Source organism: bacterium (assembly GCA_021372615.1).
Lineage (GTDB): Bacteria > Armatimonadota > Zipacnadia > Zipacnadales > UBA11051 > JAJFUB01.
The window spans coordinates 16,258-42,085 of the sequence record JAJFUB010000065.1 but is presented as its reverse complement, the minus strand read 5'-3'; the positions used below and the strand labels follow the sequence as shown (position 1 = coordinate 42,085).

At 67.9% G+C, this 25,828-nt stretch carries 15 protein-coding genes; 8 read left to right on the top strand and 7 right to left on the bottom strand.

What is annotated here, in order from left to right:
* Window positions 1-38: 38 nt before the first annotated feature.
* A complete protein-coding gene (locus LLH23_09685) occupies window positions 39-2,840 on the bottom strand; it encodes a hypothetical protein (GenBank protein MCE5238747.1) in 2,802 nt (933 codons plus the stop codon).
* Between the two features lie 61 nt (window positions 2,841-2,901).
* On the opposite strand from LLH23_09685, the gene LLH23_09680 reads away from it, so the two are divergent.
* From LLH23_09680 to cobO, 6 genes are all read left to right on the top strand, one after another.
* Complete coding sequence (locus LLH23_09680; GenBank protein ID MCE5238746.1) at window positions 2,902-5,223, top strand: DUF4838 domain-containing protein; 2,322 nt, start codon at window positions 2,902-2,904, stop codon at window positions 5,221-5,223.
* 53 nt (window positions 5,224-5,276) lie between these two features.
* The gene (locus tag LLH23_09675) at window positions 5,277-6,005 is read left to right on the top strand and encodes a DUF1003 domain-containing protein (GenBank protein ID MCE5238745.1); all 729 of its coding nucleotides are present in this window, start codon (window positions 5,277-5,279) and stop codon (window positions 6,003-6,005) included.
* Window positions 6,006-6,014: 9 nt separating this feature from the next.
* Window positions 6,015-7,490, top strand: a complete 1,476-nt coding sequence (locus LLH23_09670; protein ID MCE5238744.1) for a sulfatase-like hydrolase/transferase — start codon at window positions 6,015-6,017, stop codon at window positions 7,488-7,490.
* A gap of 32 nt (window positions 7,491-7,522) precedes the next feature.
* Window positions 7,523-10,573, top strand: a complete 3,051-nt coding sequence (locus LLH23_09665) for a hypothetical protein (GenBank protein ID MCE5238743.1) — start codon at window positions 7,523-7,525, stop codon at window positions 10,571-10,573.
* Window positions 10,574-10,666: 93 nt separating this feature from the next.
* Window positions 10,667-11,842 carry an MFS transporter gene (locus tag LLH23_09660; GenBank protein ID MCE5238742.1) on the top strand — a complete coding sequence of 392 codons (1,176 nt, stop codon included), beginning with the start codon at window positions 10,667-10,669 and terminating at the stop codon, window positions 11,840-11,842.
* A gap of 125 nt (window positions 11,843-11,967) precedes the next feature.
* Entirely contained in the window at window positions 11,968-12,495 is a 528-nt protein-coding gene (cobO, locus tag LLH23_09655) for a cob(I)yrinic acid a,c-diamide adenosyltransferase (GenBank protein MCE5238741.1), read from the top strand.
* A gap of 18 nt (window positions 12,496-12,513) precedes the next feature.
* Here the strand turns inward: cobO and LLH23_09650 are convergent, their stop codons facing one another.
* Complete coding sequence (locus LLH23_09650; protein MCE5238740.1) at window positions 12,514-13,086, bottom strand: hypothetical protein; 573 nt, start codon at window positions 13,084-13,086, stop codon at window positions 12,514-12,516.
* Window positions 13,087-13,286: 200 nt separating this feature from the next.
* Between LLH23_09650 and LLH23_09645 the strand changes: the two genes are divergently transcribed.
* The gene (locus tag LLH23_09645; GenBank protein MCE5238739.1) at window positions 13,287-14,210 is read left to right on the top strand and encodes a hypothetical protein; all 924 of its coding nucleotides are present in this window, start codon (window positions 13,287-13,289) and stop codon (window positions 14,208-14,210) included.
* A 207-nt stretch (window positions 14,211-14,417) separates the two neighbouring features.
* Entirely contained in the window at window positions 14,418-16,400 is a 1,983-nt protein-coding gene (locus LLH23_09640; GenBank protein ID MCE5238738.1) for an OPT/YSL family transporter, read from the top strand.
* A gap of 85 nt (window positions 16,401-16,485) precedes the next feature.
* Here the strand turns inward: LLH23_09640 and LLH23_09635 are convergent, their stop codons facing one another.
* The 5 genes from LLH23_09635 to LLH23_09615 all read right to left on the bottom strand — a co-directional run bounded on the left by LLH23_09635 (window position 16,486) and on the right by LLH23_09615 (window position 25,715).
* Entirely contained in the window at window positions 16,486-17,277 is a 792-nt protein-coding gene (locus tag LLH23_09635; protein ID MCE5238737.1) for a sugar phosphate isomerase/epimerase, read from the bottom strand.
* A 121-nt stretch (window positions 17,278-17,398) separates the two neighbouring features.
* Window positions 17,399-18,727, bottom strand: a complete 1,329-nt coding sequence (locus LLH23_09630) for an FAD-dependent oxidoreductase (GenBank protein ID MCE5238736.1) — start codon at window positions 18,725-18,727, stop codon at window positions 17,399-17,401.
* Between the two features lie 23 nt (window positions 18,728-18,750).
* Window positions 18,751-20,517, bottom strand: coding sequence for a sigma-70 family RNA polymerase sigma factor (locus LLH23_09625; GenBank protein ID MCE5238735.1), 1,767 nt, complete (start codon window positions 20,515-20,517; stop codon window positions 18,751-18,753).
* An 82-nt stretch (window positions 20,518-20,599) separates the two neighbouring features.
* On the bottom strand, window positions 20,600-22,120 hold the full coding sequence (locus LLH23_09620) for an arylsulfatase (protein MCE5238734.1): 1,521 nt from the start codon (window positions 22,118-22,120) through the stop codon (window positions 20,600-20,602).
* Between the two features lie 1,117 nt (window positions 22,121-23,237).
* Complete coding sequence (locus LLH23_09615) at window positions 23,238-25,715, bottom strand: DUF4838 domain-containing protein (GenBank protein MCE5238733.1); 2,478 nt, start codon at window positions 25,713-25,715, stop codon at window positions 23,238-23,240.
* Between the last annotated feature and the right edge of the window lie 113 nt (window positions 25,716-25,828).

Genomic DNA, 25,828 nt, shown 5'->3' with positions numbered 1-25,828 from the left:
ATCTCCTTTGGCGCGTCCGGGACGTCCGCGCCCTCGCGCTACTGCGCCAGCACCCGCAGTGCCTCGCGCTTGGCAGTGTTGTACGCCGCGTACGTCGGAGCGATGAAGTCATCCCACGCGTAGATCTCACGCTTCACTTCGCCCAGGCGCAGCACCGCGCTCTCGTCGCGCCCGAAGACACCCCGCAGCCGCGCCAGTTCGTCCTTCCGCCCCGCTTGCGCCAGCTTCTCTTCGGCCAGGCGGAAGTACGCCGCGTCCTCGTTCCCGTCGCGCAGGCCCTCCCACGCCGCCGAGAGCAGCACGTCGTTCGTCTCGGGCCGGTACTTGACCAGGATGTCCTCGCCGTTCCACCACAGGTAGGTCCACCAGCCGTAGCCGCGCATGTTCCAGGCCACGACCCGCCACGGGTACGCTCGCGCGGCCTCGTAGGGTGTCTTGTAGCTTCCCCCGCCGTAGTACCACACCTCGTCGGTCGGCTCGAGCTTGACGGCCGGCTCGCCACCCTCCTGCAGCGTCCGCAGGCGGTAGCTGACCTCGATGTTCGCCGCGTTCGGGTCGCCCCCGTCGGGGCAGGACAGGTAGATGTAGTCGCCATACTGCATGGCCACCCCGTGGTCCTTGTTGCCCCAGCCGCTCCCTCCGCGCATGGTCAGGGCCTGGCCGCCCACGAACACCTGCACCTGGTCCACCTTCTCCGCCGGACGTTCGGGGCCGAACACCTTTGTGGCCCATGTGTCCACCGCGCCGCCGTTGCCGTACCGCCCCCACTTGGCGCTGATCCTCTCTCGCCGCGTCACGAACACCGCGCCTTTGCGGGTCAGGTCCATGAAGTCCCGACTCAGGCACAGCGCCACCTGCCACGCGTCGCTGTCCCTGTTCATCTCCCGCAGCAGGCTCTCGGACCGGGCGATGTTGCCCGTGTTGGTCGTGAAGGGCCGGAAGCCCGCCGCGCGGTACTTGCGTGCCGCCTCCAGCCACCGGGGGATGTGCTCCTGGGGGATCTCGTCATCCAGCTTGGCCCAGAACGAGGTGAACCCCTTGCGCTCGGCGTAGGCGCGCAGTTGCCGGTAGTACCATCCCATGACGGCCCACCCCTGCTCGTCATCGGGCGTGTCGGTCTTGGTTCCCAGCGCCGCGCCGATCAGGGACGCTTCGCGCCAGCCGTTCCCCGACGGCACATGGGCCACGAACCGCGTCATGTGCCGCTTGACGGGCTCCTCAAACCAGACATCGAAGTACGAGAAGTCGAGGTCAGGCAGCTTGTCCGCGGCGGTGTTGGGGTGCTGCTTGCCCCAGTCGCTGAGCAACTGCCCTGTGCCCGCAGTCTTCAGGTGCGCGGCCGGTGAATGCGGCCCCACGCCCCAGTCCAGATTGTCGCAATGCAGCGCCTGCATGTTGTCCATGATGGTGATGAACTTGCGCTTGGCCGCGTCGTCGAGGGTGTACGAGGAGAGCGTCGGCACCGAGGCGTAGAACTGCGTGCCGATGACGGGCTGCTCGGGGAGCTTCGCGTTCCAGACGGTGAGCTGCAGCGGGAGCACGAGCGGCTGGCCCTGCCCGGTGGTCAGTGTGAGTGTGCCCTGCGTGACGCCGGGCGGCAGGCTCTGCGGTCCGAGCTTCAGCCACAGCCGCCGGCTCCGCCCCCGCTCCACCTGTACGGCGGCACCAGGCTGGAGGGAGGCGCCGGGCTGTAGGGCGGGGGCATTGCCGTTCCCCCCTCCCTTCAGGGAGGGGGTAGGGGGTGGGCCGCCGTTCGCCTTCAGCCATCCTCCCTCCTCGACCTCCACCCCCACCGGCAGCCCCGCCAGAGTTGCCCGCACCTGCGCCTGCTCCGCCAGCCCGAACAGCTCCACCGGCGCCGCCTCGGCTTCCTGCAGTCCCACATCCATCTGGACTTCGGTCAGGCGCGGCGCCGGGGCCGGGACGCCACTGACGACGGCGATGAAGCCCCGCGCGCGCTCCTCGGCAGTCGGCTGGTACAGCTCCTCCAGCGGCTTCCAGCCGGGGATGGCGACGAGCTTCGGCTCCTGGCGCGGTTCGGCGGCCGCTGCCGCCTCCGCCGAGGCCTGCCCGTCGGCGCTCACATTGCCGACACCGGCCAGGCCGGTGATGAGCCCGAACACCAGGCTCGTGCTTGTCCTCTGCCCCGGGGGCACCGGCCGGTAGATCCACTCGAAGGTCGGCGTCACCTTGCTGTGGCTCCAGCAGTAGAACTGGTCGAGCAGGTCGAAGTCGCACCGCACGAAGAAGCCGCTGCGCTGCTGGGCGTCCAGGTATGCCGCCCACGGCGCGTCCAGGGACTTGTAGTACGTGTCGGGGAAGGTGAGGTCTAGCAGCTTGCCCCCGTCGCGCAGGAAGAAGTGGTCGGCTTCCGTCAGCGGTCCGCCGCCGGGGTTGGCGAAGTTGCGCACCCACAGCTTGAAGGGAAGCTGCGTGGCGTTCTCGATCTCATAGCGCACGCCGAAGCTGGGCCGCCCCTCGGTAAAGGTGAAGGTCTTCACGAGGCTGACGCCGTCCTTGCTGACCGTGCAGCGTAACACCAGCTCCTGGGGCGTGTTTCGGGTCGCGGTACACAGGTACAGGCTGTCGCTGAAGATGGGCCGGTCCTCAAGCAGGCCCCCCAGGCCCGAGGCGTCCTTCTGGACCAGCTCCACCTGCGCGGCCTTGTCGAACAGCGACATGACCCGCGCGCCCTTGCCCACGTCCAGTAGGAGCCGGTAAGCCTGCGTCTCCACCGTGGCCTGCGTCACTCGGCCCGCGCCGTCGCGGACGAGGTCGGCTTGCAGGGCCAGCGCGGCGGACAGGGCGCACATGGCGAGCAGACAGAACAGGGTGCGCATGGAGGAACCCCGGCTCAGGTGGTGGAATCTCTACCGCATCCCTGAAGGGAGTGTGTTGCCAATGATTCGCCCGCTCGCCGCGTTCCTCCTGCTGACTGCCGCGCTGGCGGTATGCCCGGCGCACGCCGTGGACCTGTACCTGGCCGCAGGCGGCAAGACCACCTACACCATCGTGATTGATCCCTCGGCCGTCCTGCCCCCGGATGCCGAGGGCAAGCCGCAGGAGTCACCGACCCAGCACGCCGCCAACGAGCTGGCGAGCTTCCTGCAGCAAGTCACCGGGGCGGAGTTCCGCGTGCTCGTGACCGCCGAGCTGCCGCGCGGCAAGGTGCTGTGCGTGGGACGGGGCAAGGTGCAGCAGATGCTGGCCCCCGGCCTCAAGCTCGATCAGCTTAGGCCCGACGGCATCGTCATCGAGACCTCGGGGCTCAATCTCATCTTCGCCGGCGACGAGCCGCGTGGGACCCTCTACGCCGTCTACACCTTCCTCGAGGATGTGGTCGGCTGCCACTGGTGGTCGTCGAAGGCCAGCACCATCCCCCACAAGCCCGACCTGACCGTGCCCGAGCAGCACGTCCGCTACATCCCGCCCCTGGAGTACCGGGAATCATTCTGGTACGACGCCTTCGACGGGGACTTCGCCGTGCGCAACAAGTGCAACGGCCACCACTTCCGCCTGGACGCCGCCCGTGGCGGCAAGCTCACCTATGCCGGCGCGTCCTTCGTGCACACCTTCGATCCGTTGATGCCGCCCCGGGAGTTCGCCAAGGACCACCCGGAGTACTACAGCGAGCGCGACGGCAAGCGCATCGTTGCCGAGCATCCCTATTGCCAGCTCTGTGTCACCAACCCCGACGTCAAGCGCATCGTCACCGAGCGGGTGCTGGCGTGGATAGCCAAGAACCCAACCGCCGGCATCGTCTCGGTGTCGCAGAACGATGTGGACCTCCACTGCCTGTGCCCGGAGTGCAAGAAGCTGGAGGAATATGAGGGCTCGCCCTCAGGGCCGCTGCTGCACCTGGTCAACACCGTGGCGGCCGAAGTCGCCAAGCAGTACCCGAACGTCGCCATTGACACCCTGGCCTACTCGTATACCCGCAAGCCGCCGCTGCACGTCAAGCCGCTGCCGAATGTCATCATTCGCCTGTGCAGCATCGAGTGCAACTTCGCCGAGCCGCTGACGGGCGAGACCAACCGGACCTTCGCCGACGACATCCGTGGCTGGAACAAGATCTGCAACCGGCTGTACATCTGGGACTACACGACCAACTTCGGCCACTACATCATGCCCTTCCCCAACCAGCGGGTGCTGGGGCCGAATGTGCGCTTCTTTGTGGATAACGGCGTGAAGGGGCTGTTCGAGCAGGGGGCCTACCAGTCGTACGGCGCCGAGATGGCCGAGCTGAAGGCCTGGGTCCTGGCCAAGCTGCTGTGGAACCCGCGCCTGGACGACCGCAAGCTCATTGACGAGTTCCTGGACGGCTACTTTGGCCCGGCCGCCCCGCCGATCCGCCAGTACCTCACCATCCTGCACGACAGCGTGGAGAAGACCAAGACCTATCTGGCCATCTGGGTGCCGCCCACCTCGGCCTACCTGAGCTTCGAGGTGATGTCGCAGGCCGAGAAGCTCTTCAACGACGCCGAGGCCGCCGTGAAGGACGACCCGGTGCTGCTCAACCGCGTGCAGGTCGCCCGCTTGCCGCTGCGCTATGTCTGGGGCACCCGGTGGTTCGAGTTCAAGGCCCTGGCCCGCAAGCAGAAGGTCCCCTGGCCGGGCCCCGCCGACTACGTGGGCAACCACCAGACCTTCATGGAGCTGTGCAAGGGCGGCAGCATCGCCAAGCTCTCCGAGGGCAGGCCGGTGGAGGCCTTCGGGCTGCGTACGGTCGAGCTGGATCGCGCCGAGTCCCCGCCCCCGGCGGGCTGTGAGAACCTCAAAGAGGACCAGTGGGTGGACCTGCAGGATAGTGGCTTCAACCTGTGGCAGGAGGGGACAGGCTCGGCCCTCAAGCACGACGATCTCGCCTCCGACAAGGTCGCGGCCTGGATGCCGGGCAGCCACTTCGAGTGGGCCGTCCAGCAGCTCCTCTCGACAGCCGACCTCGACCCCGAGGCCACGTACGATGTCTATGTCTCGGTTCGCTGCGAGAAGGCGGGGGACGTCGGCCTGGGCTTCACGGCGGGTATCTACGATGTGAAGAACAAGACGGGGCTGGCGCATCTGGGCCGCGAGTGCAAGGACATCGCCAGCGACAAGTACGAGACCTACAAGATCGGCACCACCAAGCTGCATGACCAGGTGTACCTGTGGGCCGCACCGCCCAAGAACCCGGACAACATGAAGGCGGTGTGGGTGGACCGCTTCTGGCTGGTCAAGCAGTAGGCGACGCCGCTCCGGCGTCGCAGGGGGTGGCATAGAGAGGGAAGAGAGAGGCCATGGCCGACAACGCGACGCCGATGGTGGATTGCCCGGTCTGTCACAAGCAACACACCGCCGCTGAGTTGATCAACGGCGCGTTCGTGCGACCGTCGCTCGTCGCGCAGATCCGTGAGCATCACCCGGACTGGACGCCCGAGCAGCCCGTTTGCCACGAATGCCTTGATGCCGCCCGTGCGGAGTACATCGCCGAGTCGCTGGCGAGCGAGAAGGGCGAGCTGTCCTCCCTGGAGCAGGAGGTCGTCGCCGCCCTCGAGTCGCGTGCCTTCATCTCGACCGACACGAACGCCGAGTTCGAGGAGAAGACGACGTTCGGGCAGCACATCGCCGACCGGCTGGCCGACACCGCCGGCAGCTGGGGCTTTATCATCGGCTTCGGCATCGTGCTGGTGGCCTGGATCGCCCTCAACTCCATCGCGCTGTTCGCCAGACCGTTCGATCCCTTCCCCTTCATCCTGCTCAATCTTGTGCTCTCGTGCCTGGCGGCCATCCAGGCGCCCGTCATCATGATGAGCCAGAACCGCCAGGAGGCTCGCGACCGCCTGCGCGCCGAGCACGACTACCAGGTCAATCTCAAGGCCGAACTGGAGATCAAGCAACTGCATGAGAAGATTGACCACATCATGACGCGCCAGTGGGAGCGGCTGACGGAGATCCAGAGCATCCAGGTGGATCTGATGAACGAGCTGCTCGGACAGGGGCGGACTGATGGGAATACCTCGTCATAGGAGCCGGCCATGAACCTCCTCTTCGTCGTCAGCGACACCCTGCGCTGGGATTACCTGGGGGCCTACGGCAACTCGTGGATCCGGACGCCGAACCTGGACCGCCTGGCCGCCGAGAGCGTCGTGTTCGAGGACGCCTACGCCGAGGGCCTGCCCACCCTCCCGGCCCGCCGCGTCATGCAGACCGGTCGCCCCATCGTCCCCTTCAGGTACGTTCCCCAGAAGAGCGACATGGTGCAACTGCACGGCTGGCACGGCGTCTTTGATGAGGACGTGACGGCCGCCGAGTGGCTGCGCGAGCAGGGCTACGTCTCCTGCCTCGTCACCGATGTCTACCACATGATGAAGCCGGGCAAGAACTTCCACCGGGGCTTCGACTGCTGGCACTGGATCCGCGGCGAGGAGGACGACCCCTTCATGCTGCGCGACGAGGCGCAGGTGGCCGACCTGCTCCAGCGCTCCGCCCCCGGCGGCCAGCTCCGGGGCCGTCACTGGCTCACCCAGCACCTGATGAACCGCAAGGACTGGGCCAGTGACGCCGACACCTTCGTCGGCCAGGTCATGCGCAAGGCCGCCGCCTGGCTGGAGGCCTACACTCTCGACGCGCCCTTCTACATGTGGGTGGACTGCTTCGACCCGCACGAACCGTGGGACCCGCCCCAGGACTATGCGCGTCTCTACGACCCGGACTTCGACAGCCTCGACGGCCTCGTCCCCCCCGGCCTCACCAGCCAGATGACCGAGGCGCAGGTCAAGAACGTCCTCACCGCCTATGCGGGTGAAGTCACCCTCGTGGACCGCTGGGTCGGCCACCTGCTCGACACGCTTAAGGCGACAGGGAAGCTCGATGACACGCTGATCGTGTTCACCTCGGACCATGGCTGCATGTTGGGGGAGCAGGGCGAGATGCACAAGGGCCTCACGCGCCTGCGCAACCAGTGCACGCGCCTGCCCCTGTTCATCCGCCACCCGCAGGGCGAGGGCGCCGGCCAGCGTGTGCGAGGCTTTGTGCAGCACCCTGACCTGCTGCCCACCGCCCTGGCGCTCATGGGCCTGCCGCAGCACGAGCGCATGCTGGGCCACAACGTCTGGCCCCACGCCGTTCCCCTCTCCGGAGCGGAGCGAAGCGAAGCGAGGGAGAGGGGGAGGGGTGAGGACGCCGTGGCCGTTCGGGACGCCACCGTCACCGCCTTCGGCGGCTACGCCTCCTACCGCACCGACCGCTGGAACTACGTCACGGCCTGGGACGCCGAGGTCCAGTCTCCGCGCCCGCCGGAGCTATACGACCTGCAGGCCGACCCGCAGGAGCTGACCAGTGTCACCGCCGACCACCCGCAGGTGGCCGCCGAGCTGCGCGAGGCCTTGCAGACCCACCTGCGCGAGCACGCGCCGCTGACGCAGGGCCACCTGGGCGGCACGGCCCACATGGACGTCCTGGGCGAGATGGGCGTGAAGATGAGCTTCGACGCCCTCCCGTCGCTCAAGTAGTGGCGCGATTCATCGCGCCCCGGAGGCCGATCATGCGGTCCATCGCCATGGCGCTGGCGCTCGCGTCGTCGCTTGCCTGCGCTGCCGAACTGCCCCTCGTCGTCCAGCATCTCTCGGGCGCGCCGATCGCGGCCGATGAGCCGCTCCAGCCCGTCTCGTGGGGTGTGCCGCTGCCGCGGGGGGCTGTCACCGCGGCAGACCAGCTGCGCCTCCTCGGCCCCGATGGCAAGGCCCTCCCCTGCCAGTTCGACCCGGTGGCCACGTGGGACAGAGGCCAGTCGCTCAAGTGGGTGCTGCTGTCCTTCATGCTCGACCCGAAGCAGGCTTCGGGGCTGAAGCTCGCCTACGGGGTGAAGGCGACTGCGGCCGCGCCCGCGGGGGTGCATGTCAGGGACGACGGCGGGGCCTGCATCGTGGACACCGGCGTGCTGCGCACCTATGTGCTGAAGCGAACCGGGATGCTGGACAATGTGCGGCTCCGGGTCCGAGGCGAGGAGCGACAGTTTGTCGGTGAGGCTGAGTCGTACCTGGTCGCGGCTGGGAGCAACTACTCCGGCCGCTTCGTCGCCGGGCCCGCTGAGATCACCGTCACGCGCCAGGGGTCGCGTGTGGCGGCCCTGCGCTGTGAGGGCTGGTACCAGCAGAACGGCACGAAGCTGTGCCGGTACGTCAACCGCCTGACCTTCTTCGCCGGCAGCCCCGTCATCCAGGTCTCGCAGACCTTCATTCTCACCGCGCAGACCGGCCAGGTCGCCTTCGCCGACATTGGCCTGAGGCTGCCCCTGTGTGGTGATTGGGCCGGGAGCTTCGGCGTCGATGGACAGGCCGTGCCCGTCTCCATCGTCGCCGGCCCCACCCCCGCGTACCTCCGGCAGGACGCCCCCGACCACTGCCTGTATGTGGGGCCGCGCGGCCAGCAGGAGGGTAAGCGCCTCGACGGCTGGATGGCGCAGGCCGCCAAGATGCGCGGCGACGCCACCGACTCCACGGTCGCCGTGGCCGCGCGCGACGCCTGGCAGAACTTCCCCTTCGAGTTCAGCCGCACCCTCGGCGACATGACGCTGCACTTCTGGCCCGAGCACGGGCGCACCGACAGCCTGCACCCCGTCACGCTCGAGAACATCAACAAGCTCTGGTTCGTGCATGAGGGCAGGCTGCTGGACTTCACCGTCCCGCAGGCCGTCCACACCTTCATGGACAAGGGGACAGAGAACGACTATCGGTACGTGCGCTCAGCCAAGGTGGCCAATGCCATGGGTCTGGCGAAGACCCATGACTTCAGTCTCATGCTGGCCGCCGCCGGCAACCCGACTGAACACGCCCGGGCCCTCGCGCGGCAGGTCGACGATCCCCTCGTCGTCTCCCTTTCCGGCCGCGACATGTGCGCCACCGGCGCCTTCGATGACCTCTACCCCGCCGGCGATCCGCAGTTCGCCGGCATTGACAAGGGCCTGCGCGACTTCTTCGTCGCCGAGCGGCGGATGGAGGCAGCCTGCGGGGACTACGGCCAGTTCAACTGGGGTGACTCGCACACCAGTTGGCGCTATGACGACATGCGCTTCGACACCATCTACCGCACCTGGCGCAATACGCACCATGGCGCGCCGCGTGTGCCGTGGGTGCTGTGGGCGCGGTCGGCCGATCCCGTGTTCCTGCACTACGGCCTGCGCAACGCCCGCCACGTGCTCGACCTGGACTACTGCCACTTCACGACGCCTGAGCTGGAGAAACTCGACTACCCGATCGGCAAGATCGCCGGGGCCCTGAACGACTACAAGGGCCTCGTGCACTGGCACAGCGGCAACCGCCTGTATGACTACAACTCGATGACCGATTTCGCCCTCTGGTACAGCTTCGTCAGCGGCGATGACTGGGGTCTGGAGGTCGCGAAGCAGTGGGGCGAAAGCGTCGTCGCCCGCTTCACCTCGCCCACCGGCTACCGGGAGGGTGCTGGCGTCTGCGATGCGCTGCTCACGCTGTACCAGGCGACGTGGGACGAGCGCTACCTGAACCTGGCGCACCAGTATGCGGCCAAGCTCATCGCGTCCCAGTTGCCCGACGGCCGCATGCCGCAGTGGGAAAACTACGCCCCGTGGCTGGAGCGCTACCTGCGCCTCGTGGGCCCCGGCGGCGAGGCCCCCGACGCGGCGAGGCACGCCGCGGCCAGGCAGTGCCTCATCCGCTGGGCCGATGCCTATCTCCTTGGCCCCGCCGACTCCAGCGGCGAGCCCGGCTACGGTTGGGCCTACTACAACATCATGGCCGCCGCCTACAGTGAGACGAAGGACGACAAGTACCTGGCCGAGGGCCTCGGCAACCTCCAGGCCATCGTGGACAACTGCTACGACGAGCCGGGGCAGGTCTGGTCGGGCTACTGGCAGGGCGGGTCGCTGTGGGGCTACATCCAGCAGCGCGCGCCGTACTTCCTGTCGGCCCTCGCCCGCCATGGCAAGCCGGTGACGCCCTCCTACCCGGAGTTCTCCGTCTCCCAGTGCCTCTTCCGCCTCTACAGCGGACCGCAGCAGGCCATGAAGCTACACCTGGTGGGGACGGCGGCGGAGGTGGGCCGGGCGGTGCTCACCGGCCCGGACGGTCAGGAAGTCAAGCGTTGGGAGCTGGCCAAGGGGCCGTTCGATGTCCGCGACGAGATCCCCGTGCAGCCCGAGACGAAGTACGCACTCAAGATCGTGCCGGACACGATCATGGTGCGTGTGCCGGTCTCCGATCTCCCCGGCGAGGTCATGGCCCCCGGCCTGGGCGGGATCAACGCCATGCGCGGCAGCCGCCTGTACTTCCTCGTGCCGCAGGGCTGCGCCCGGTTCACCATCCATGTGACCGGCCGCCTGTGGCCGCAGACACTGACACTGTACGACCCGGAGGGTAAGCTCGTGGAGCGGCGGCAGTGGGCCGAGTTCGACGGTCCCAAGCCGCAGACACTGACCGTCACCGCCGCGCCGGAGCAGCAGGGGAAGCTGTGGTGTGTGGTTCAGGGCCTGGCCAAGAACATGGTCTTCAAGTTCGACGCGGCGATCCCGCCGGTCATGGCCGGGCCAGAGGCGCGGCGCTTCCGGAGCGATTGGTGACCGAGCGGCGGCGCGGGGCCGGACGCAGGAGCCCGCCTCCGCCATGACGAAACCTGCGAGCCGCAGCGCAGCCTGTGAGATTGTGGTGAGTTCGTGAGCGAAGCAGTAACCGTCCGGCCCTCTCCCCTCCTGTCCCCGACGCAGCGCCTGATCGTCCTGTCGTTCCTCGTGGACGCTGGCGTGGCGTGCCTGCAACTGGTGGTGCAACTCCGCGCCCTGCAACTGGGCGCCTCCGCCCTCATGTCCGGCCTGCTGGGCATGGCCGGCTTCTTACTGTATGTTCCCGTCTGCCTGATAGCCGGGCGCGTGTGCGACCGCCTGGGTCGCCGCCCGGTCGCCCTGACCTCCTGCCTGGTGTGCCTGCTCAGTTGGGTGGCCATGTGGCGGGCCACCGCCCCGGAGCAGTTGCTGGTCTGGTCCACGGTCTCGGGAGCGGGTCTGGGGCTCATGTGGCCGCCGGTGCAGGCCTGGCTGGGCGACCTGTGCGGCGACGACGGACGCCTCCTGAACCGTACCCTTGGCTACTTCAACATCGCCTGGACGGCGGGCCTGATGGTCGGCCCGCTGGCCGGGGGACCCGCCTGGGAGCACTGGCGCGTGCAGGCCTTCGTGCTGCCGGTGGCCACCGGGATGCTGAGCCTGCTGGCGGTGCTGTTGACCCCTGCCGGGCGGCACCATGAGGCCAACGAGGCGCCGCCTCCGGTCGTCGAGCCCCGCCTGGTGCTGGCCTTCATGCTGATGGCCTGGATCGCCGTCTTCGCGACGTCCTTCGCGCGCGGCATGATGGCCGCCATGTTCCCGCGGATCGGCGAGGCGCTTACCTTCTCGCCCACGGTGGTGGGCCGCATCATGGCTGTCGGCGGCGCGGCGCAACTGCTGGCCTTCGTCGTCACAGGGGCGTCCGCGCGGTGGCAGTACCGCCGGGGTCCGTTGCTGGCCGTCGTGGCCCTTGCGCTCGGCGGGCAACTCCTCGGCCAGTTCACGTCTTCCTCCTGGCTGTTCGCCCTGAGCTTCTTCGTGGTCGGCGCCGCCACCAGCCTCACCTTTGTCAGCGGCATCACTTACGCGCTGCACTACAGCGCTGCAGGTCGCGGCCTGCGGGCCGGCATCCACGAGGCCGTCATCGGGGCGGGGCTGGTCCTCGGGCCGCTGGCCGGGGGACTGGCGGGGCAGCACCTCGGATTGAGGGCGCCCTTCGGCGCCGGCGCGGCCGTCTGCGCCCTGGCCCTGGTCGCCCAGCTCTGTGTCATCCCGCCCCGTGCTCGCTGAAGCCTTGAGCGTTTCTTGTGGTATCCTGGCGCGCTGAGGCGGAACTTCCCGGCACGGTTTGGGTACCATCAGAAGGACAGGACAGGGGCCTGTCCCTGTGGGGTTCTCCGGCAGCGAGGTTGACGATGAGCCAACCGAAGATCGGGCAGGTACAAGTCTATACCGGTGACGGCAAGGGGAAGACGACCGCGGCCCTGGGCCTGGCCCTGCGCGCCTATGGCGCCGGACTACGCGTCTTTGTCGGCCAGTTCTGCAAAGGGCGCGAGGTCGCCGAGCACGCCGTGCTGGCCTCCCTCGGGGAGCGCGTGACGGTCCGCCATACCGGCAGTTGCGCCTTCATCACGGACGAGCCGACGGCCGAGGACATCGCGGCCGCGCAGATGATGCTGGCCGAGCTGATGGAGGCCCTCCGCAGCGGGGCGTACGATGTGGTCATCGCCGATGAGTTGAACGTCGCCCTGGACCTGGGCCTCGTCAGTCTCGCCGATGTCCACGCCCTTCTCGATGCGCGGCCGGGGCAGGTTGAGCTGGTCATCACCGGCCGGAACGCTGCCCCTGAGATCGTCGAGCGCGCCGATCTCGTCACGGAGATGCTGGCCGTCAAGCACCCCTACGACACGGGCCTGCAAGCGCGCCGCGGCATCGAGTACTGACTCCCCGGCCCGATCCCCTCACCACTCCGCCTCGGCCTCCCAGTGCAGATACCAGCGGTACTTGCACAGGCCGTCCCTGCGGCACGCTTCCCGTCCGGGTGCACAGTGACTCTCGCGGGGGTGCGCGCCGTGGGCCACCTGCTCGCGGTAGGCCGCCTGCAGGTTCCGCGCGGCCTCGCCCCGGGTCTGCTGGCCGCAGTAGCGGCGCAATCGCACCAGGGCCTGCTGGTGCCAACGCCGCGCCGTGAAGGTCTCGATGCCGAGGGCCTCAGCGATCTGGCGGGGTGTCAGGCCGCGCCGTGCCAGGGCCAGTACCCGCGCAAGGCTGGCGGGCAGCGCTGCCTCACTCAGGAGGGCCTCCAGCAACTCGCCGAGCGCTCCTGGCCCGGCTGTGACCTCGCGGTTGGTGGGCGGCGGCGCCTCCCGGCGCAGGCGATCCCGCTGCACCGCCCGCCCCAGCGTCTGCTCGTGGTAGAAGCTGTACTCCAGGTCGCGCGGTCGTCCGCCCTCCCACAGGAGTCGGTCAGCCTGCGCCTCCAGGGCGTCGTCATCGGTCTGGCGAGGGGCGCGGTCGGGGAGTGCACGGGTCATGGCAGGGCTCCTTGGGGCGTGGTGGTCGCAGCGCCCCGAAGATAGCCCGCTCGGTCTTGCCGCTGCCTGCGCTCAGCCTGTCATCTGACTGGCCTGCACCTGACATCTTCCTCCCCGGTCGGCCCCCCGGCCGCGCTGTGCTATACTGTGGGGCGGGGGAATGGGTGCGCGCGCCGCAACGTCTACCACCGGGAACCGCCATGAACTGCAAGCTCCCTGTTCTGCTCCTGCTAGCCGTCCTCCCGGTCTGTGCCCAGGCCCAGAACGCCCCGCGCCCGTTCCGTGGCGGCGGCAACACTGTGTCGGGGCAACTGATCGAGGAGATCTACCTGCTGCAGCGGATCGTGCCGTTGGCGCTTACTGACGCGCAACTGGAGACCGCGCTTGGGCTGTACGCCAAGTACCCCGCCGCCAGCGATCCGGAGCAGGACCAGACGGTCGCCAAGCTCCAGGAGATCAAACGGCGGCTTCTGGGGGGCACGCCGCTCGTGGCCACCGATCTGGCGACCCTCCGTGACCTGATGAGACAGGCCTACCGGGGCCGTCGGGGCGAAGGCAACACGCCCCCGCCCCCCGGCGGCACGCCAGTGGCCGCGCCGACGGCGCCGGCGACTGGCCCCTTCGCGCTCAGCCCCCTGGAGCAGGCTCTCTGGGATCAGCTCACTCCTCAGCAGCGGGCCGTCCTGCTGGGCGATGTGCGCGGGCCTGCTGCCAACAACCAGAAGGCCGACGTGGCGCTCAGTAAGCGCGCCATGCTCCAGGTGGCCGAACTACGGCAACTGGACGACCCGCGGTGGCCGGCCGAGCGCGACCGGCTGGCGGCGGCTCTGGCCGCAGGCGCCGGCGAGGCCGGCTCTGCCCAGGTGGACAACTCCTGCAAGCTGTTTGTGGACTTCCTCGAGCGTGTCCGCCGGATGTCGGGAGCCGACTTCGCCCAGCGTCAGGATGAGCTGGCAGCAGAGCTGTTGGCCCTCCTCCCCCCGCACACGAACCTGATTGTCGCGCTGGCCGAGTACGACAAGAAGCTGGTCCACGACGCCATGTCCGCGAGCCTGGCGCATCCTCGCGCCGCTGAGTTGCTCCGGCAGATGAAGGCCGCGCGGGCGCCGACACAGGCGCCCTGACGCGTCGTGTCGAAATACGGCAGGGCCGTCCCTCGCTGGCGGCCCTGTCGTCGCGCTTACGGGTTCGCCGCCTGGATTGCGGCGGTGGATCATTCCTCCGAGAAAAGTTCTGGTCTGGGGAAGGTGGGGAGACCTCTCTCGCCGAACTGAGCCTGTTCTTGACGCTCTGTTTGTCACCGTACCCCTGTTTGTGGGAGCTTCAGCGCCATGCGCATGCGTGAGATTGAGGAGCTGGCTGAATATCGTTCGCTGATGGAGGCGCCCGAGACGTACAAGGACGGCTTCGGCTGGAAGACCGTCCTGGGCGCGCTGTTCATCGGCTTCGTGATGATGCCCGGCTCGATCTACCTCGGCCTGATGGTGGGCCAGACCATGGGTCCGGCCGCCGAGTGGACCACCATCATTCTCTTCACTGAGATTGCCCGCCGTTCGTTCACCGTCCTGTCCAAGCAGGAGGTGTACCTGCTGTACTACGTGGCCGGCGGCCTGGCGGCCGGTGGCGGCACTCTCGGCCTCTCCGGCGGGCCCTTCGCCGGGCTGGTCTGGAACCAGTTCCTGCGCAGCCCCTCGGTGGCTCCGGCCGGCCTGGGCGAGCAGGTCCCCAACTGGGTCGCCCCGCCCTCCACCTCCGAAGCCGTCCTGCGCCGCACTTTCATGCACCCGGATTGGATCCCCGCGATCCTGGTGCTCATCGCCACAATGGTCTTCTCGCGCTTCGCCTGGTTTACGTTCGGCTATGTGCTCTTCCGCCTGACCTCCGATGGCGAGAAGCTGCCCTTCCCGATGGCTCCCGTGGCCGCGCAGGGCGCCACGGCCCTGGCCGAGGCCTCCAGCAAGGAGGAGACCTGGCGCTGGCGCATCTTCTCGATCGGCAGCATGATCGGCGTCGCCTTCGGCCTGCTGTACATCGGCATCCCGACCCTCTCGGGCGTGGTGCTGCTGCAACCCATTCAGATCCTGCCCATTCCGTTCGTGGACTTCACGCAGGGCACCGAGCGCATCCTGCCCGGCGCCGCCATCGGCATCGGCACCAACATCAGCACGATCTTCGGTGGGTTCGTCCTGCCCTTCTGGATGGTGGTGGGGACCTTCGCGGCCATGGTCGCCACGATGATCGTCAACCCCATCGCAGCGGCGACCGGGCACCTGCCGACCTGGCGCCCGGGCATGGAGTCCATGCGCACGATCTGGGCCGGCAGCATTGACATCTGGCTGTCGTTCGGTATCGGCACAGCCTTCGCGGTGGCCGCCCTGGGGATCATCAAGATGGTGGCCGGCTGGCGGGCCGCCAGCGCCGAGGGCCGCAAGATGGGCTTCGGCTTCGGCACCCCACCTCCGGGGCGCGGCGATTTCAGCGTCATCTGGTGCATGGTGATCTTCTTCCTGTGCACCACGGGTTACGTGATCCTTACCCGCTACCTGGTGCCCGACTTCCCGATCTACTTCGTCCTGTTCTTCGGCTACATCTGGACGCCGTTCGAGTCATACATCAACGCGCGCATGGTGGGGCTGACCAGCCAGGCCGTCGCCATCCCGATGCTGCGGCAGGCCACCTTCATCTTCAGCGGCTACAAGGGCATCAAGGTGTGGTTCGCGCCGATCCCGCTGTCTAACTACGGCGGCACGGCGCAGAGCTTCCGCTCGGTGGAGCTGACCGGCACGAAGTTCACCTCGCTGGTCAAGGCCGAGGTCCTGATGTTCCCGATCCTGCTGGTGTGCAGCTTCATCTTCTGGAGCTACATCTGGCGGCTGAACCCCATCCCCAGCGTCTACTACCCGTACACCCAGAAGTTCTGGGACTATGAGGCGATGAATAGCTGGCTGTGGATGACCTCGACCACGGAGGGGCCGGCGCGCGAGATGTTCCTGCGGGCCATCAAGCCCAGCCTGATGGTCGGCGGCCTGGGCTTCGGTCTGATCGCCTACTACCTGCTCAGTTGGCTCAACGTGCCGGTACTCACGATCTACGGCTTCATCCGCGGCCTGGGTACGATCCCCCACTACATCATCCCCGAGTTCGCCGGGGCGCTCATCGGCCGGTACTACCTGCGCAAGCGGTTCGGGGAGGACAACTGGAAGCGCTGGCCGCCCGTCCTGCTGGCCGGCCTCTCCTGCGGCATGGGCCTGATCGGGATGCTAACGATCGCCGTCTCCCTTTTGAAGAGCAGCATCACCGAGATGCCGTTCTGACGGCCAAGGGAGAAGAGCGAAGAAGGAAGAACGAAGCAGGCGCACCGGGATCCCGGTGCGCCTGCTGCCTTGGGGTCGTTCGTCTTCAGTCTTCGCTCTTCAGCCTCCCCACACATCGCTTCACTTCCGCGAGCTGCCACTCGACCTCCGCGTACTCGCGCTGCGCCGAGTGGTGCTCCACGCCCCAGGTGCCGTCATAGCCCGCGGCCAGTAGCAGCCGCATCTTCTCCTCCAGGCACGTGCGGGTGATGCGGGCATCCACATGCGTGTGGTTGGCCCACGGCGCGGCCATTGCGTCCCCCTCCTCCTCATGCCCCTCGATCCAGTGGCCAATGTGCAGCAGCACGCCGTAGGCCGGGTGGTTCACCGCGTCGTGGACAGCCTGCTGCGTGGCGGGGTTCAGCGACGGCCCCCAGTGCGTCTCGGGGCCGACGGTGAAGCCATGGTCGGCGGCGAACTGCGCGTACTCGCGGTAGCGGCCCGCGACGAAGGCCAACTGCTCATCGGTGAACGTGTCGCCCGCCCCGCCCATGTCAACGCGCATCGTCTGGGCCCCCAGGAACGCCCCGGCCTCCAGGTGCGCCAGCGCCTCGCGATAGTTGTGCTCGCGCTTGTCCGGATCGTCTTCCCACACATGCACTCCGTCCACATGGTAGTTGGCCACGACCATCTCGCGCTCGTCCAGCGCCTCCTTGACCCGCTTGAGGTGCTCGGCGTCATAGGCCGGAACCGACAGGCCGGCCGCCAGCGTCCCCGACCAGATGTCGGCCGCGTCCAGGCGGTAGCGGTACTTGACCGTCTCCAGGTAGCCGAAGATGTCCATCATGCCCTGGCCCGTCAGGCCGTGGAACGAGTACGAAGCGATCGAGATCTTCATCGCATCCTCCGCAGGAGAGTCGTCGTAGTGGCGCGATTCATCGCGCCGAGTGTCGTAGGAGCGCCAGCATCCTGCTGGCAGCCGTTGCGGGCGGGGCACAAGGCCCCGCCCCACAGTCGCCCTACGCATTCGGCAGGAACGCACCCATCTGCTTCAGCCGTCCCTGCAGGTCGCTGACATCCACCTGCCGCGTGTCGCCGGCCCCGGCGGCTGCCAACGCCGCCGCCACGCCCGCCGCCTGTCCGGTGATGTAGCAGCCCGGCATGACGCGCACCGAGGACTGGAGGTAACGGTCGGAGCTGATGCAGCGGCCCGCCACCAGCACATTGTCCAGGTTGCGCGGCACCAGCGCCCGGTAGGGAATGCCGTAGCTCTCGCCGGCCTTGTACCGCAGGGCTGTGTACTCCTCGAGGAACTTCGCGTAGGCCTTCTCGCCGCTGGTGGCTGCGTGGATGTCCACCGGATAGGCGAAGCGCCCGATCTCGTCCTCGAACACCGCTTGCCTCTGGAAGTCATCCAGCACCAGCACGTAGTCACCCATGATGCGCCGCGTCTCACGGATGCCCAGCAGCGACCCGGTAGCCACGAGCTGCATCTGCTCGTAGCCCTTGAGGTACTCCTTGTAGTACCGCTCGTACTCGACGACGAGCTTGCGGCCCCACACGAGCGCCTCGGTCACCGAGCGCTCGTCGGTGGCGTCCACGCCGAAGGTGTGGCCGATGTTGCCGCCGCCGACGCCCTCGGCGCTGGTCATGCACATGCCGGGGAGGTGCTTGTCGGGGATGGTGAACACGCCGTCGTCGCCGGCTTCGGCGCAGCGACTGTCGTCGCGCAGGCCCTCGCTGCGCGCCTGGTTGACCGTCTCCCAGTCAATCCCGCTCCACAGGCTGCACAGCGTCCCGGCCATCATGCCGCCCTCGGCATCGCCCTTCTCCACCGGCGCCCCGCCCCACGCGCACAGGTCGCCGTCGCCCGTGCAGTCCACGAAGGTCTTCGCGGCGATGGCGAACAGCCCGCTCTTGCCCGAGCAGATGGCATGGGTCACGCGCGGCCCGTCCTGCTCGATGCCGATGATCTGCGTCTGCAGCGTAAACGCTGCCCCGCTGTCGGCGACGAGGTCGTCGTAGATGCGCTTGAGCACTTCGGCGCGGATGGCGGGTGACATCCACCCCGGCGGGCTGCTGGTGCCGCCGCGTTCGTGCAGCAGATCGAAGATGCGCCGCCCCACGCCCCCGGCATGGAAGTGGACGCCGTCGCCGAACTTGCAGAACCACGGCACCAGGCCGGCGGTGCCCATGCCGCCGAAGCATGTGTGCCCCTCGGCGACGAAGACGGACGCCCCCTGTTCGGCCGCGGCGACGGTCGCGGCCACACCGGCCGGCCCACCCCCGGCAACGAGTACATCCACTTCATGACGAACGGGAATGGTGCGGCTGAATTGCAGGTCCATGTGTTGTGTCCTCTTCCGGTGGATCAGTGGCGGTTGCCGATCTGCGTGTGCGGCTGGTACCACGTGCCATCCGCACTGCAGTGACCTAACCATTCCACCATGAGGGCATCGAAATCCTCTCCCGGTTCGGCCGGAACATACTCCCACCGGGTGCCCACGACCAGCGGCATCCACTCCTCGCGCGACTCGGGGCAGTGGAACGCCGACAGCACGGCGTGCTCGACGATCCCGTCGGCCCGCTCGGCGCGATAGGCCACGGGCCCGACGCCGCGCGCGAACCAGCACCACTTCTCGCCACACACGATCCGGTTGGTGCGGCGCTGCGGGCTGTCCACTCCGGCATCTAGCGGCGACTCCGTCCGCGTCACGCGCATCAGCAGGCAGTCGCGGAAGTCGCCGGCCGGGGTGCTGATCGTCTCGGTGCTCGCCTCCAGCCAGATGCGCATGTGGGTCGGGGTCGGGGTGTACGAGAAGGCCGACTGCTCCTCGACATAGCCCGGCTGCGGCCCGACGTAGGGGAACCAGTCGGTCTGCTCAACCAGCCCCCAGAAGGGCTCGTGGAACTTGGCCGCCTCCGCTGGTATGCCGCTGTGGCAACTGGAGCCGGGCTGACCGGGATGCACGATGCGCTCGCCCTCGACGCGGAGGATGTTGCAGCCGGCGCCCCACACCACCCGCCGCGCCACGTCGAGCTGCTCCCCGGCTAGCCGCTCGAACTCGGCCGAGGCCTCCAGGCAGGCATGCCATTCGTTGTACGGCACACCGACTAACGCCTCACGCGCCTCCTGCAGCAGGGCGAAGCCCTGCTCCGGCTCGCCGCGGATCAGGAAGTGCCACCCGCGCCAGTACAGCACCCGCACTAACGGCTCGTGGCTGCCGCTGTGACGGAGGGCGTCCAGGCACCGCTGGGCGATCTGCTCGCGCTCGTCCTCGGGCAGAGACCGGTCCCAGAGGGCGAGGTCGTACAGGTGCCTCGTCACGGCCGCCTCGTCGCCCCGCGCCTCGGCCAGCCGCACCAACTCGCGCTTGGCCTGACACCAGCGCTCCCGGTCGGCGAAGTGAGTGGACTGGACCACCAGCCCAAGTGCCTCGACCCGCAGGTCATCGGCCTCCGCACCCCGTGCCGCGTGTGCCGCCAACGTCTCCAGGGCGGTCTCGGCCACGGCCCGCCCGGTTGCCAGGTCCTGCGCGTCTGCCGCCGCCCGGCCCTGCTGGAGGCTCTCCCTGACCGTCTCCAAGGTGAACTGCTCGTCCGGTGCGCCGCTCTTCAGTGTGTCCTCGACCATCGCAAAGACCTCCCGTGCCAGTTTGCCCTTCGCTCGCTCGATGCGCCCCTTGACGGTGCTTAGCGGCGCACCCGTCAGTCGCGCCACTTCCTGGTACGTGTAGCCGTTGACCAGGAAGAGCGAGAGGGCGAGGCGGTTTTCGGCAGGAAGGGTACTGAGGGCGCGGAGAACCAGGTCGCGGGTGGCGAGTTCGGCCGCGGGGTCGGTCTCGGTCAGTGGTGCCGCCTCTAGCGGCAGCCACCGCCGCTCGGGCCGGCGCAGCCAGTCGGTCGCCAGGTTGCGGGCGATGCGGATGATCCAGGCCGGGAAGCTCTCGGGCCGGCGCAGCGCGCCTAGCCCCTGATAGCCCCGCACGAACGTCTCCTGGGCCAGATCGCGCGCCGTCTCGGCGTCCAGCACAACCTGATAGGTCGTCGCGTATACCGCATCCTGGAACTGACGCACCAGTTGCGTGTACGCCTCGGCTTCGCCCCGTTGGGCCCGTCGCACCAGATCGGCAATCACCGCGCCTTGCTCCTTCCTGACCCAAAGGACGCGGCAGGACGCCGAATCTCCATGCGCGTGCCCCCTCGACGGCGTGTCACCGTCAGTTGGCAGCGGGGGAGCAGCCGTACTCGTACAGGTGCGGGCTGCGAATGGCGACATCCAGCGGCAGCGTCACCAGCTTCCCGTCCGCCACCAGCCCGCAGTCGCGCGCCGCCAGTTCGTCCACCATCACTTGCCGCCAGCGCGCCAATTGCTCGGCCCCGGCCGGGTCGGGCGCCAGGTCATGCTCCTCGCCCGGGTCCACGGCCCGGTCGAAGAGCTGCTCGGCGCCCAGATACGGGAACCAGATGTACTTGTACCGGCCGTCGGTGAGGTAGTAGCTGGCCTGCTCATGCGAGTAGCACCAATCGTGCTCGCCGAGGAGGTACTCCCGCCAGTTGGCGCCGGTAGCGCGGGCGGCCTCGCCCGCGCGGGCAGGCGAGGCCGCCTGCCCTACTGGGCCTGTACCCCCGGCCAGTGGCATCATGCTCATCCCGTCCACCGTCTCCGGTATGGCCACCCCTGCCGCCTCCAGGAAGGTCGGCATGACATCGCGCAGCTCGACGACCTCGTCGCGCACCTGTCCGCGCGGGCAGTCCCACGTCAGCGGCGGGCGCACGATCATCGGGATGCGCGCCGAGCCCTCATAGGCGTACGTCTTGCGCCACAGATGGTGGTCGCCCAGCATGTCGCCATGGTCGGAGGTAAAGATGATGAGCGTGTTGCGCCAGACCTCGGGGGCCTCGCGCCGCAGCTCGTAGATCAGCCGCCCGATCTGGTGGTCAATGAACGTCACGTTGCCGTAGTAACACGCCCGTGACCGCTGGATCTCCCGGTCCGACCGGTGCGACCGCCAGGCGTTCGTGTCGTCGCTGTCCAGGTCGTGCATGCCGCACCAGTCGCCAAGGTACGGCCGCGGCATCTGCTGGTCGCGGTACATGTCGTAGTACGCCTGCGGCGGGTCGTACGGCGAGTGTGGCCGCGCGAAGCTGACCTTCAGGAAGAACGGCTTCTCCGGGTCGCGGCGGTTGAGCCAGTCAATCCCCTGCTGTGCTGTCCACCACGTCGGGTGCAGGTGCTCGGGCAGGTGCGACGGCCGGCCCATCCACGAGTTCCAGTCAATCGAGTGGTCGCGATAGCCATACGGCCCGTTCTTGTGCGCCTCGAACCAGCGGCGGTAGTCGCTGTCGGGCATCCGCCCACTCTCATCAGTGATCGTGTTGTGGAAGCCGTACAGCGCGCGCTGTGGGTGGAAGTGCATCTTGCCGATGCCCTGGGTGTGGTAGCCCGCAGCGGCCAGCTCACCCGGCAGCGTGTGTGCATAGGCGGTGGTCATGTTGCTGCGCGACCGCCCCATGCCCAGCACGCCAGTGTGCCACTGGTCCATCCCGGTCATCAACGATGCCCGTGCCGGGATGCACGAGGGGCAGGCCGTGTAGGCGGCCGTGAAGCGCGTGCCACTGGCCGCCAGCTCATCCAGGTACGGCGTCTCGAGGACGGGGTTGCCGTCGCAGCCCAGGCAATCGCCGCGGTGCTGGTCGGTCATGAGGAGGAGGAGGTTGGGACGAGGTTGGTCGGGCATGATGCCTCCATCGCTACAGCCGATTGGGGATGCCTAAGCGCCTCAGTATCTGACGTGCCCTGCGGATGTGATCATTGGAGACTGCGACGCGAGTGGTCCGCCCATCGCTCAGTCTGAGCCGACTCTGTATCGTGAGCGCGTCATACCCATCCGTGATCGCCCACACTCCCGCCTGCACGACCATTCCGGCATCCTGTGCCGCCGCCTCAAGGAAGCGTCCCAGTTCGTCCGAGCAGGTGTCCAGAGAGGCAAACCCGTCACCCGCCCTCGGAATTGGACGCTCTGGGTGGATGCACGCCGCAGGAACGTCCACCCGCTGGGTGCAACGCGCTCCAAGCCCAACCGTCTTCTCAGCCCTGACTGCCATGCTCTGATGCGAACCTCCGGACACGAAGACCGTGCCCGGAGTGATGACAACCCGGATTGCTCGATCAGTTTGGCTGGAGAGCTCAACACGCACCTCGGTGATTGAGCGGCCACTGGCACGGGTGCTAACCAGGCCCTGGGAGGTCGCGGTCTCCAACCGGTACGTGTCCTCTCCCAGATTGCGCCAGCGCTCATCTCTCTCCTTGGCCCAAGCCTCTCGTTCTTCTTGCTGTACCGTGCGCAGACAACCAGGGCAATAGCACTCGGGCTTCCCGGCGTTGGGCGGAAGGGAGACGCCCTGGTGCCACCCCCAGCCAAAGAAGCTTCGTTGCCTACCACACCGCATGCACGGCTCATGACCCTTGCTCACGTTCATCATCTCCCAACAGGGATCTCCGCGGGATGGCCGACCTGCGCTGCGAACCTGGTGCAACCACCTCACCTTCCACTCGGCCTGACATACACGGTGGTATCATGCTGCAGAAGGCCGGACTGCGAGTGTCTCGTCCCTAGCCGACGCTTCGCTTGCGCCGCGCGGGGTCCATGGGCGTGGTCTCGTGCGGCGCCACCGCCACCACCCTCCGCCCCTGGTACGACCCCACGAGGCACTGCGCTACCACGAGATTCCGCCAGCCGTCCTATAGGCTCGGGAACGGCTGTCTGCCCCGAGCACGCACTGCGCGAAGTGCTGGATCTGGTTGCCATAGCCGCGCCTGGGTGCTACGGCCAGCCCCGCTGGCCGTGCCTCCCCTCACTCCACCGCCACCACACTCGCATCATCAAACCACGCCTTCTCGCCCTCGGGCATGTCGTACACGACCAGCAGGATCACCGCCTTCGCCGCACCCTCCGGCGCCGTGACGACACTCACGAGCCGCTCCCATCGCCCCGGCTGCCGGACCGCCGTCAGCGTGTTCAGACCCCCGCTGAACCACTTGCCACCCTTATCCTGCCAGCGCACCTCCAGCGTCGTCCGGCGCTTCGGGTCGGCCTTCTCGGCGAAGGCGTAGGTCCAGGCCGCATAGCGCCGTCCTGCCTCCACGGGCACGGTCGTGATGTAGCACACGCAGTCGCCGCCCTGGATCGCGGCCGCCAGCTTGCCCGCGTGGGGCTTGCCGGCGTCGAGGTATAGCTTGCCCTTGGACGGGTCAATCTTCCAGGTGCTCCATCCCGGCGGCGTGCCCTCGCTGGTCCACTCCGGACCGGTGGGCTGGTCGTCCTTGACGCCCTCGGTGCTCTCGAACGAGCCGTTGGGCAGCAGGCTCGGTTGCGCGTCGAGCTCGCCCTGGTACACGCGCATGATCGTCTCGGTGTCGGTGCCCTTCAGCCCGGCCAGCACGTCGGCCAGGACGTCGCCGGGGGCGTTGCTGTTCGCCAGTTCGGTGACAGCACCGATGGTGGCGTCCTGACAGTGGCTGACCCACTGCCCGATGACCGTGGGCCGCGCGCCCTGCTTGTACCAGTTGGTGCTGATCGGGTCGTCCATGATGCTGCGCTGCCACAGCCGCGGCGCCTCGTCCACGCAGCGGTTGACTTGCTTGATGAGCCGCACCGCCTCCGCGCTGTTCGCGGCGGTGATCCGCATCGTGTTCAGCTTCTCGGCCGCCAGCCAGCCCTCAATGGCATTCAACGGGTATTCCAGCCCCTGGTCCACGTACGCGATGCGTTGGCGAATGAGATCACTGTCCGCGAGTTGCCTGGCGCGTCGCAGGTGCGCCCGGACGGCCGCGAGGTGCTCCGGCTTGTACATGCTGATCTGCTCGGCCATGCTGCTGATGCCCTCAAACCACTTGCCGGGGCGCTCGTAGCTCATCCAGGCGTTCTCGAAGGTCTCGTAGAGCGCCGCCATCTCCCCTGCCGCCGGGCCATACAGGTCGGCGAAGTACCCGCGTAGCAGCTTGTCGCAGTCGAGCTTCGGGTTGTACAGCATCTGTGCCGCGACGTAGATCTGCGGCCCGAAGTTGGCCCACAGCGGGTAGGCCTCCGAGTGGAAGCCCTCCAACCCCACCTGCTGTGAGTGACGGATGTCCCGGGCGATCAGGTGCGGCGTGTAGCGCGGGATGATGGCCCCCAGCCCGTAGTAGTCGTACTTGCCGACATGCGCCGCCTTGCTCTGCCACTGGCGGATGAAGTCATAGTCCGTCTGCCGGTAGGCGGCATCGAAGTGCTGCGAGCAGTCCTGCGTGATGCTCACGTACACGTTCGGCTCGATCTTCGCGATCTTCGCCGGCACCGGCTCGACGCCGGCGTAGGCGAACACGCCGAGGAACTGGTCGGGGTGCTTGGCCGCCAGCCCGCGCGCCACGGCATTGACGTAGGTGTAGTAGCGGTCCGAGTAGATCGTGCGCCCGCGGAAGCGCGGCACCTCGACATCCTGCGCGCGGCAGGCGTCGCACTCGCACCACGTGTTGTTGTCATTGATGCACAGCGAGTGGGTGTGGGCCTGGGGGTGGGTGTCGAAGAACCTGCTGATTGTGTCCACGGCGACTTGCACGACTTCGGGATTGCTCGTGCACGGCTGGCCGAACTGGTCTTGGTCGTCGCTGTTCACATGGCGCTTCCCGGCGATGAGCGGGTAGTAATCCGGGTGGGTCTTCCCGTACTTGCTGGGCGGGTAGAGCGCGTACAGGATATGCCCCTGGGCCAGGAACGGGGCGTTGGGGTTGCCCGGTCGGTCGAGGCGGTTGCGGTACTGCCAGATCCCGCCCTCCGACACGCCGCTGAAGTAGCGGAACCGGAAGCCGGGGTTCACGGCGACATCCAGCGCCGGCAGCACCACCTCGGCGCGCTGCGGGATGCTCTCGAACAGCTCGGAGGGCATGTACCAGTGGCAGCTCAGCGTGTCTTCCAGCAGTCCGTAGATGGCGTTCGAGCTGCCATACTCGCTCGGCCCGCGCAGCACCAGATCGGCCCCGACCTGGCGGATGATGTAGCCGCCATAGTCGCGCCCTGCCACGGCCTTCATCACATCGTCGGGTAACGCGCACGGCCCCACAAGTATCTTGGGCACACCCGCCTGCTCCACACCCTCGGCCACGAGCGGCACCGCGACCCCGGTCATCACCTTCAGGCACCGCCCCAGATCAGCCGCGGCGTCCTTCTCCACCGGCTGGGCCCCTTTGCCCAGCACGATCTGGCACTTGGCCTGCCCGCCCTGTACGACGGGGAAGTCGGCGTAGACGGCCGCAAGACACCCCAGCACGGCCATGGTCAGCATGAGGGTTCGCATCGGGTTGGTCCTCTCTTCGGCTGTGCTCTATCGCCCCTCGTCGCGGGCAGCCGGAGCGTCCTGCGGACGCAACGGCTCGACCGGGAGGGGGTGCGTCGCCTCCCGGACACTGA

Bases quoted from the DNA above. Each gene is read 5' to 3' on its own strand.
- LLH23_09635 (MCE5238737.1), bottom strand. From the start codon at position 17,277: ATGAAGATCTCGATCGCTTCGTACTCGTTCCACGGCCTGACGGGCCAG.
- LLH23_09685 (MCE5238747.1), bottom strand. From the start codon at position 2,840: ATGCGCACCCTGTTCTGTCTGCTCGCCATGTGCGCCCTGTCCGCCGCG.
- LLH23_09665 (MCE5238743.1), top strand. From the start codon at position 7,523: ATGCGGTCCATCGCCATGGCGCTGGCGCTCGCGTCGTCGCTTGCCTGC.
- LLH23_09615 (MCE5238733.1), bottom strand. From the start codon at position 25,715: ATGCGAACCCTCATGCTGACCATGGCCGTGCTGGGGTGTCTTGCGGCC.
- LLH23_09640 (MCE5238738.1), top strand. From the start codon at position 14,418: ATGCGCATGCGTGAGATTGAGGAGCTGGCTGAATATCGTTCGCTGATG.
- LLH23_09675 (MCE5238745.1), top strand. From the start codon at position 5,277: ATGGCCGACAACGCGACGCCGATGGTGGATTGCCCGGTCTGTCACAAG.
- LLH23_09680 (MCE5238746.1), top strand. From the start codon at position 2,902: ATGATTCGCCCGCTCGCCGCGTTCCTCCTGCTGACTGCCGCGCTGGCG.
- LLH23_09630 (MCE5238736.1), bottom strand. From the start codon at position 18,727: ATGGACCTGCAATTCAGCCGCACCATTCCCGTTCGTCATGAAGTGGAT.
- cobO (MCE5238741.1), top strand. From the start codon at position 11,968: ATGAGCCAACCGAAGATCGGGCAGGTACAAGTCTATACCGGTGACGGC.
- LLH23_09650 (MCE5238740.1), bottom strand. From the start codon at position 13,086: ATGACCCGTGCACTCCCCGACCGCGCCCCTCGCCAGACCGATGACGAC.
- LLH23_09620 (MCE5238734.1), bottom strand. From the start codon at position 22,120: ATGCCCGACCAACCTCGTCCCAACCTCCTCCTCCTCATGACCGACCAG.
- LLH23_09670 (MCE5238744.1), top strand. From the start codon at position 6,015: ATGAACCTCCTCTTCGTCGTCAGCGACACCCTGCGCTGGGATTACCTG.
- LLH23_09645 (MCE5238739.1), top strand. From the start codon at position 13,287: ATGAACTGCAAGCTCCCTGTTCTGCTCCTGCTAGCCGTCCTCCCGGTC.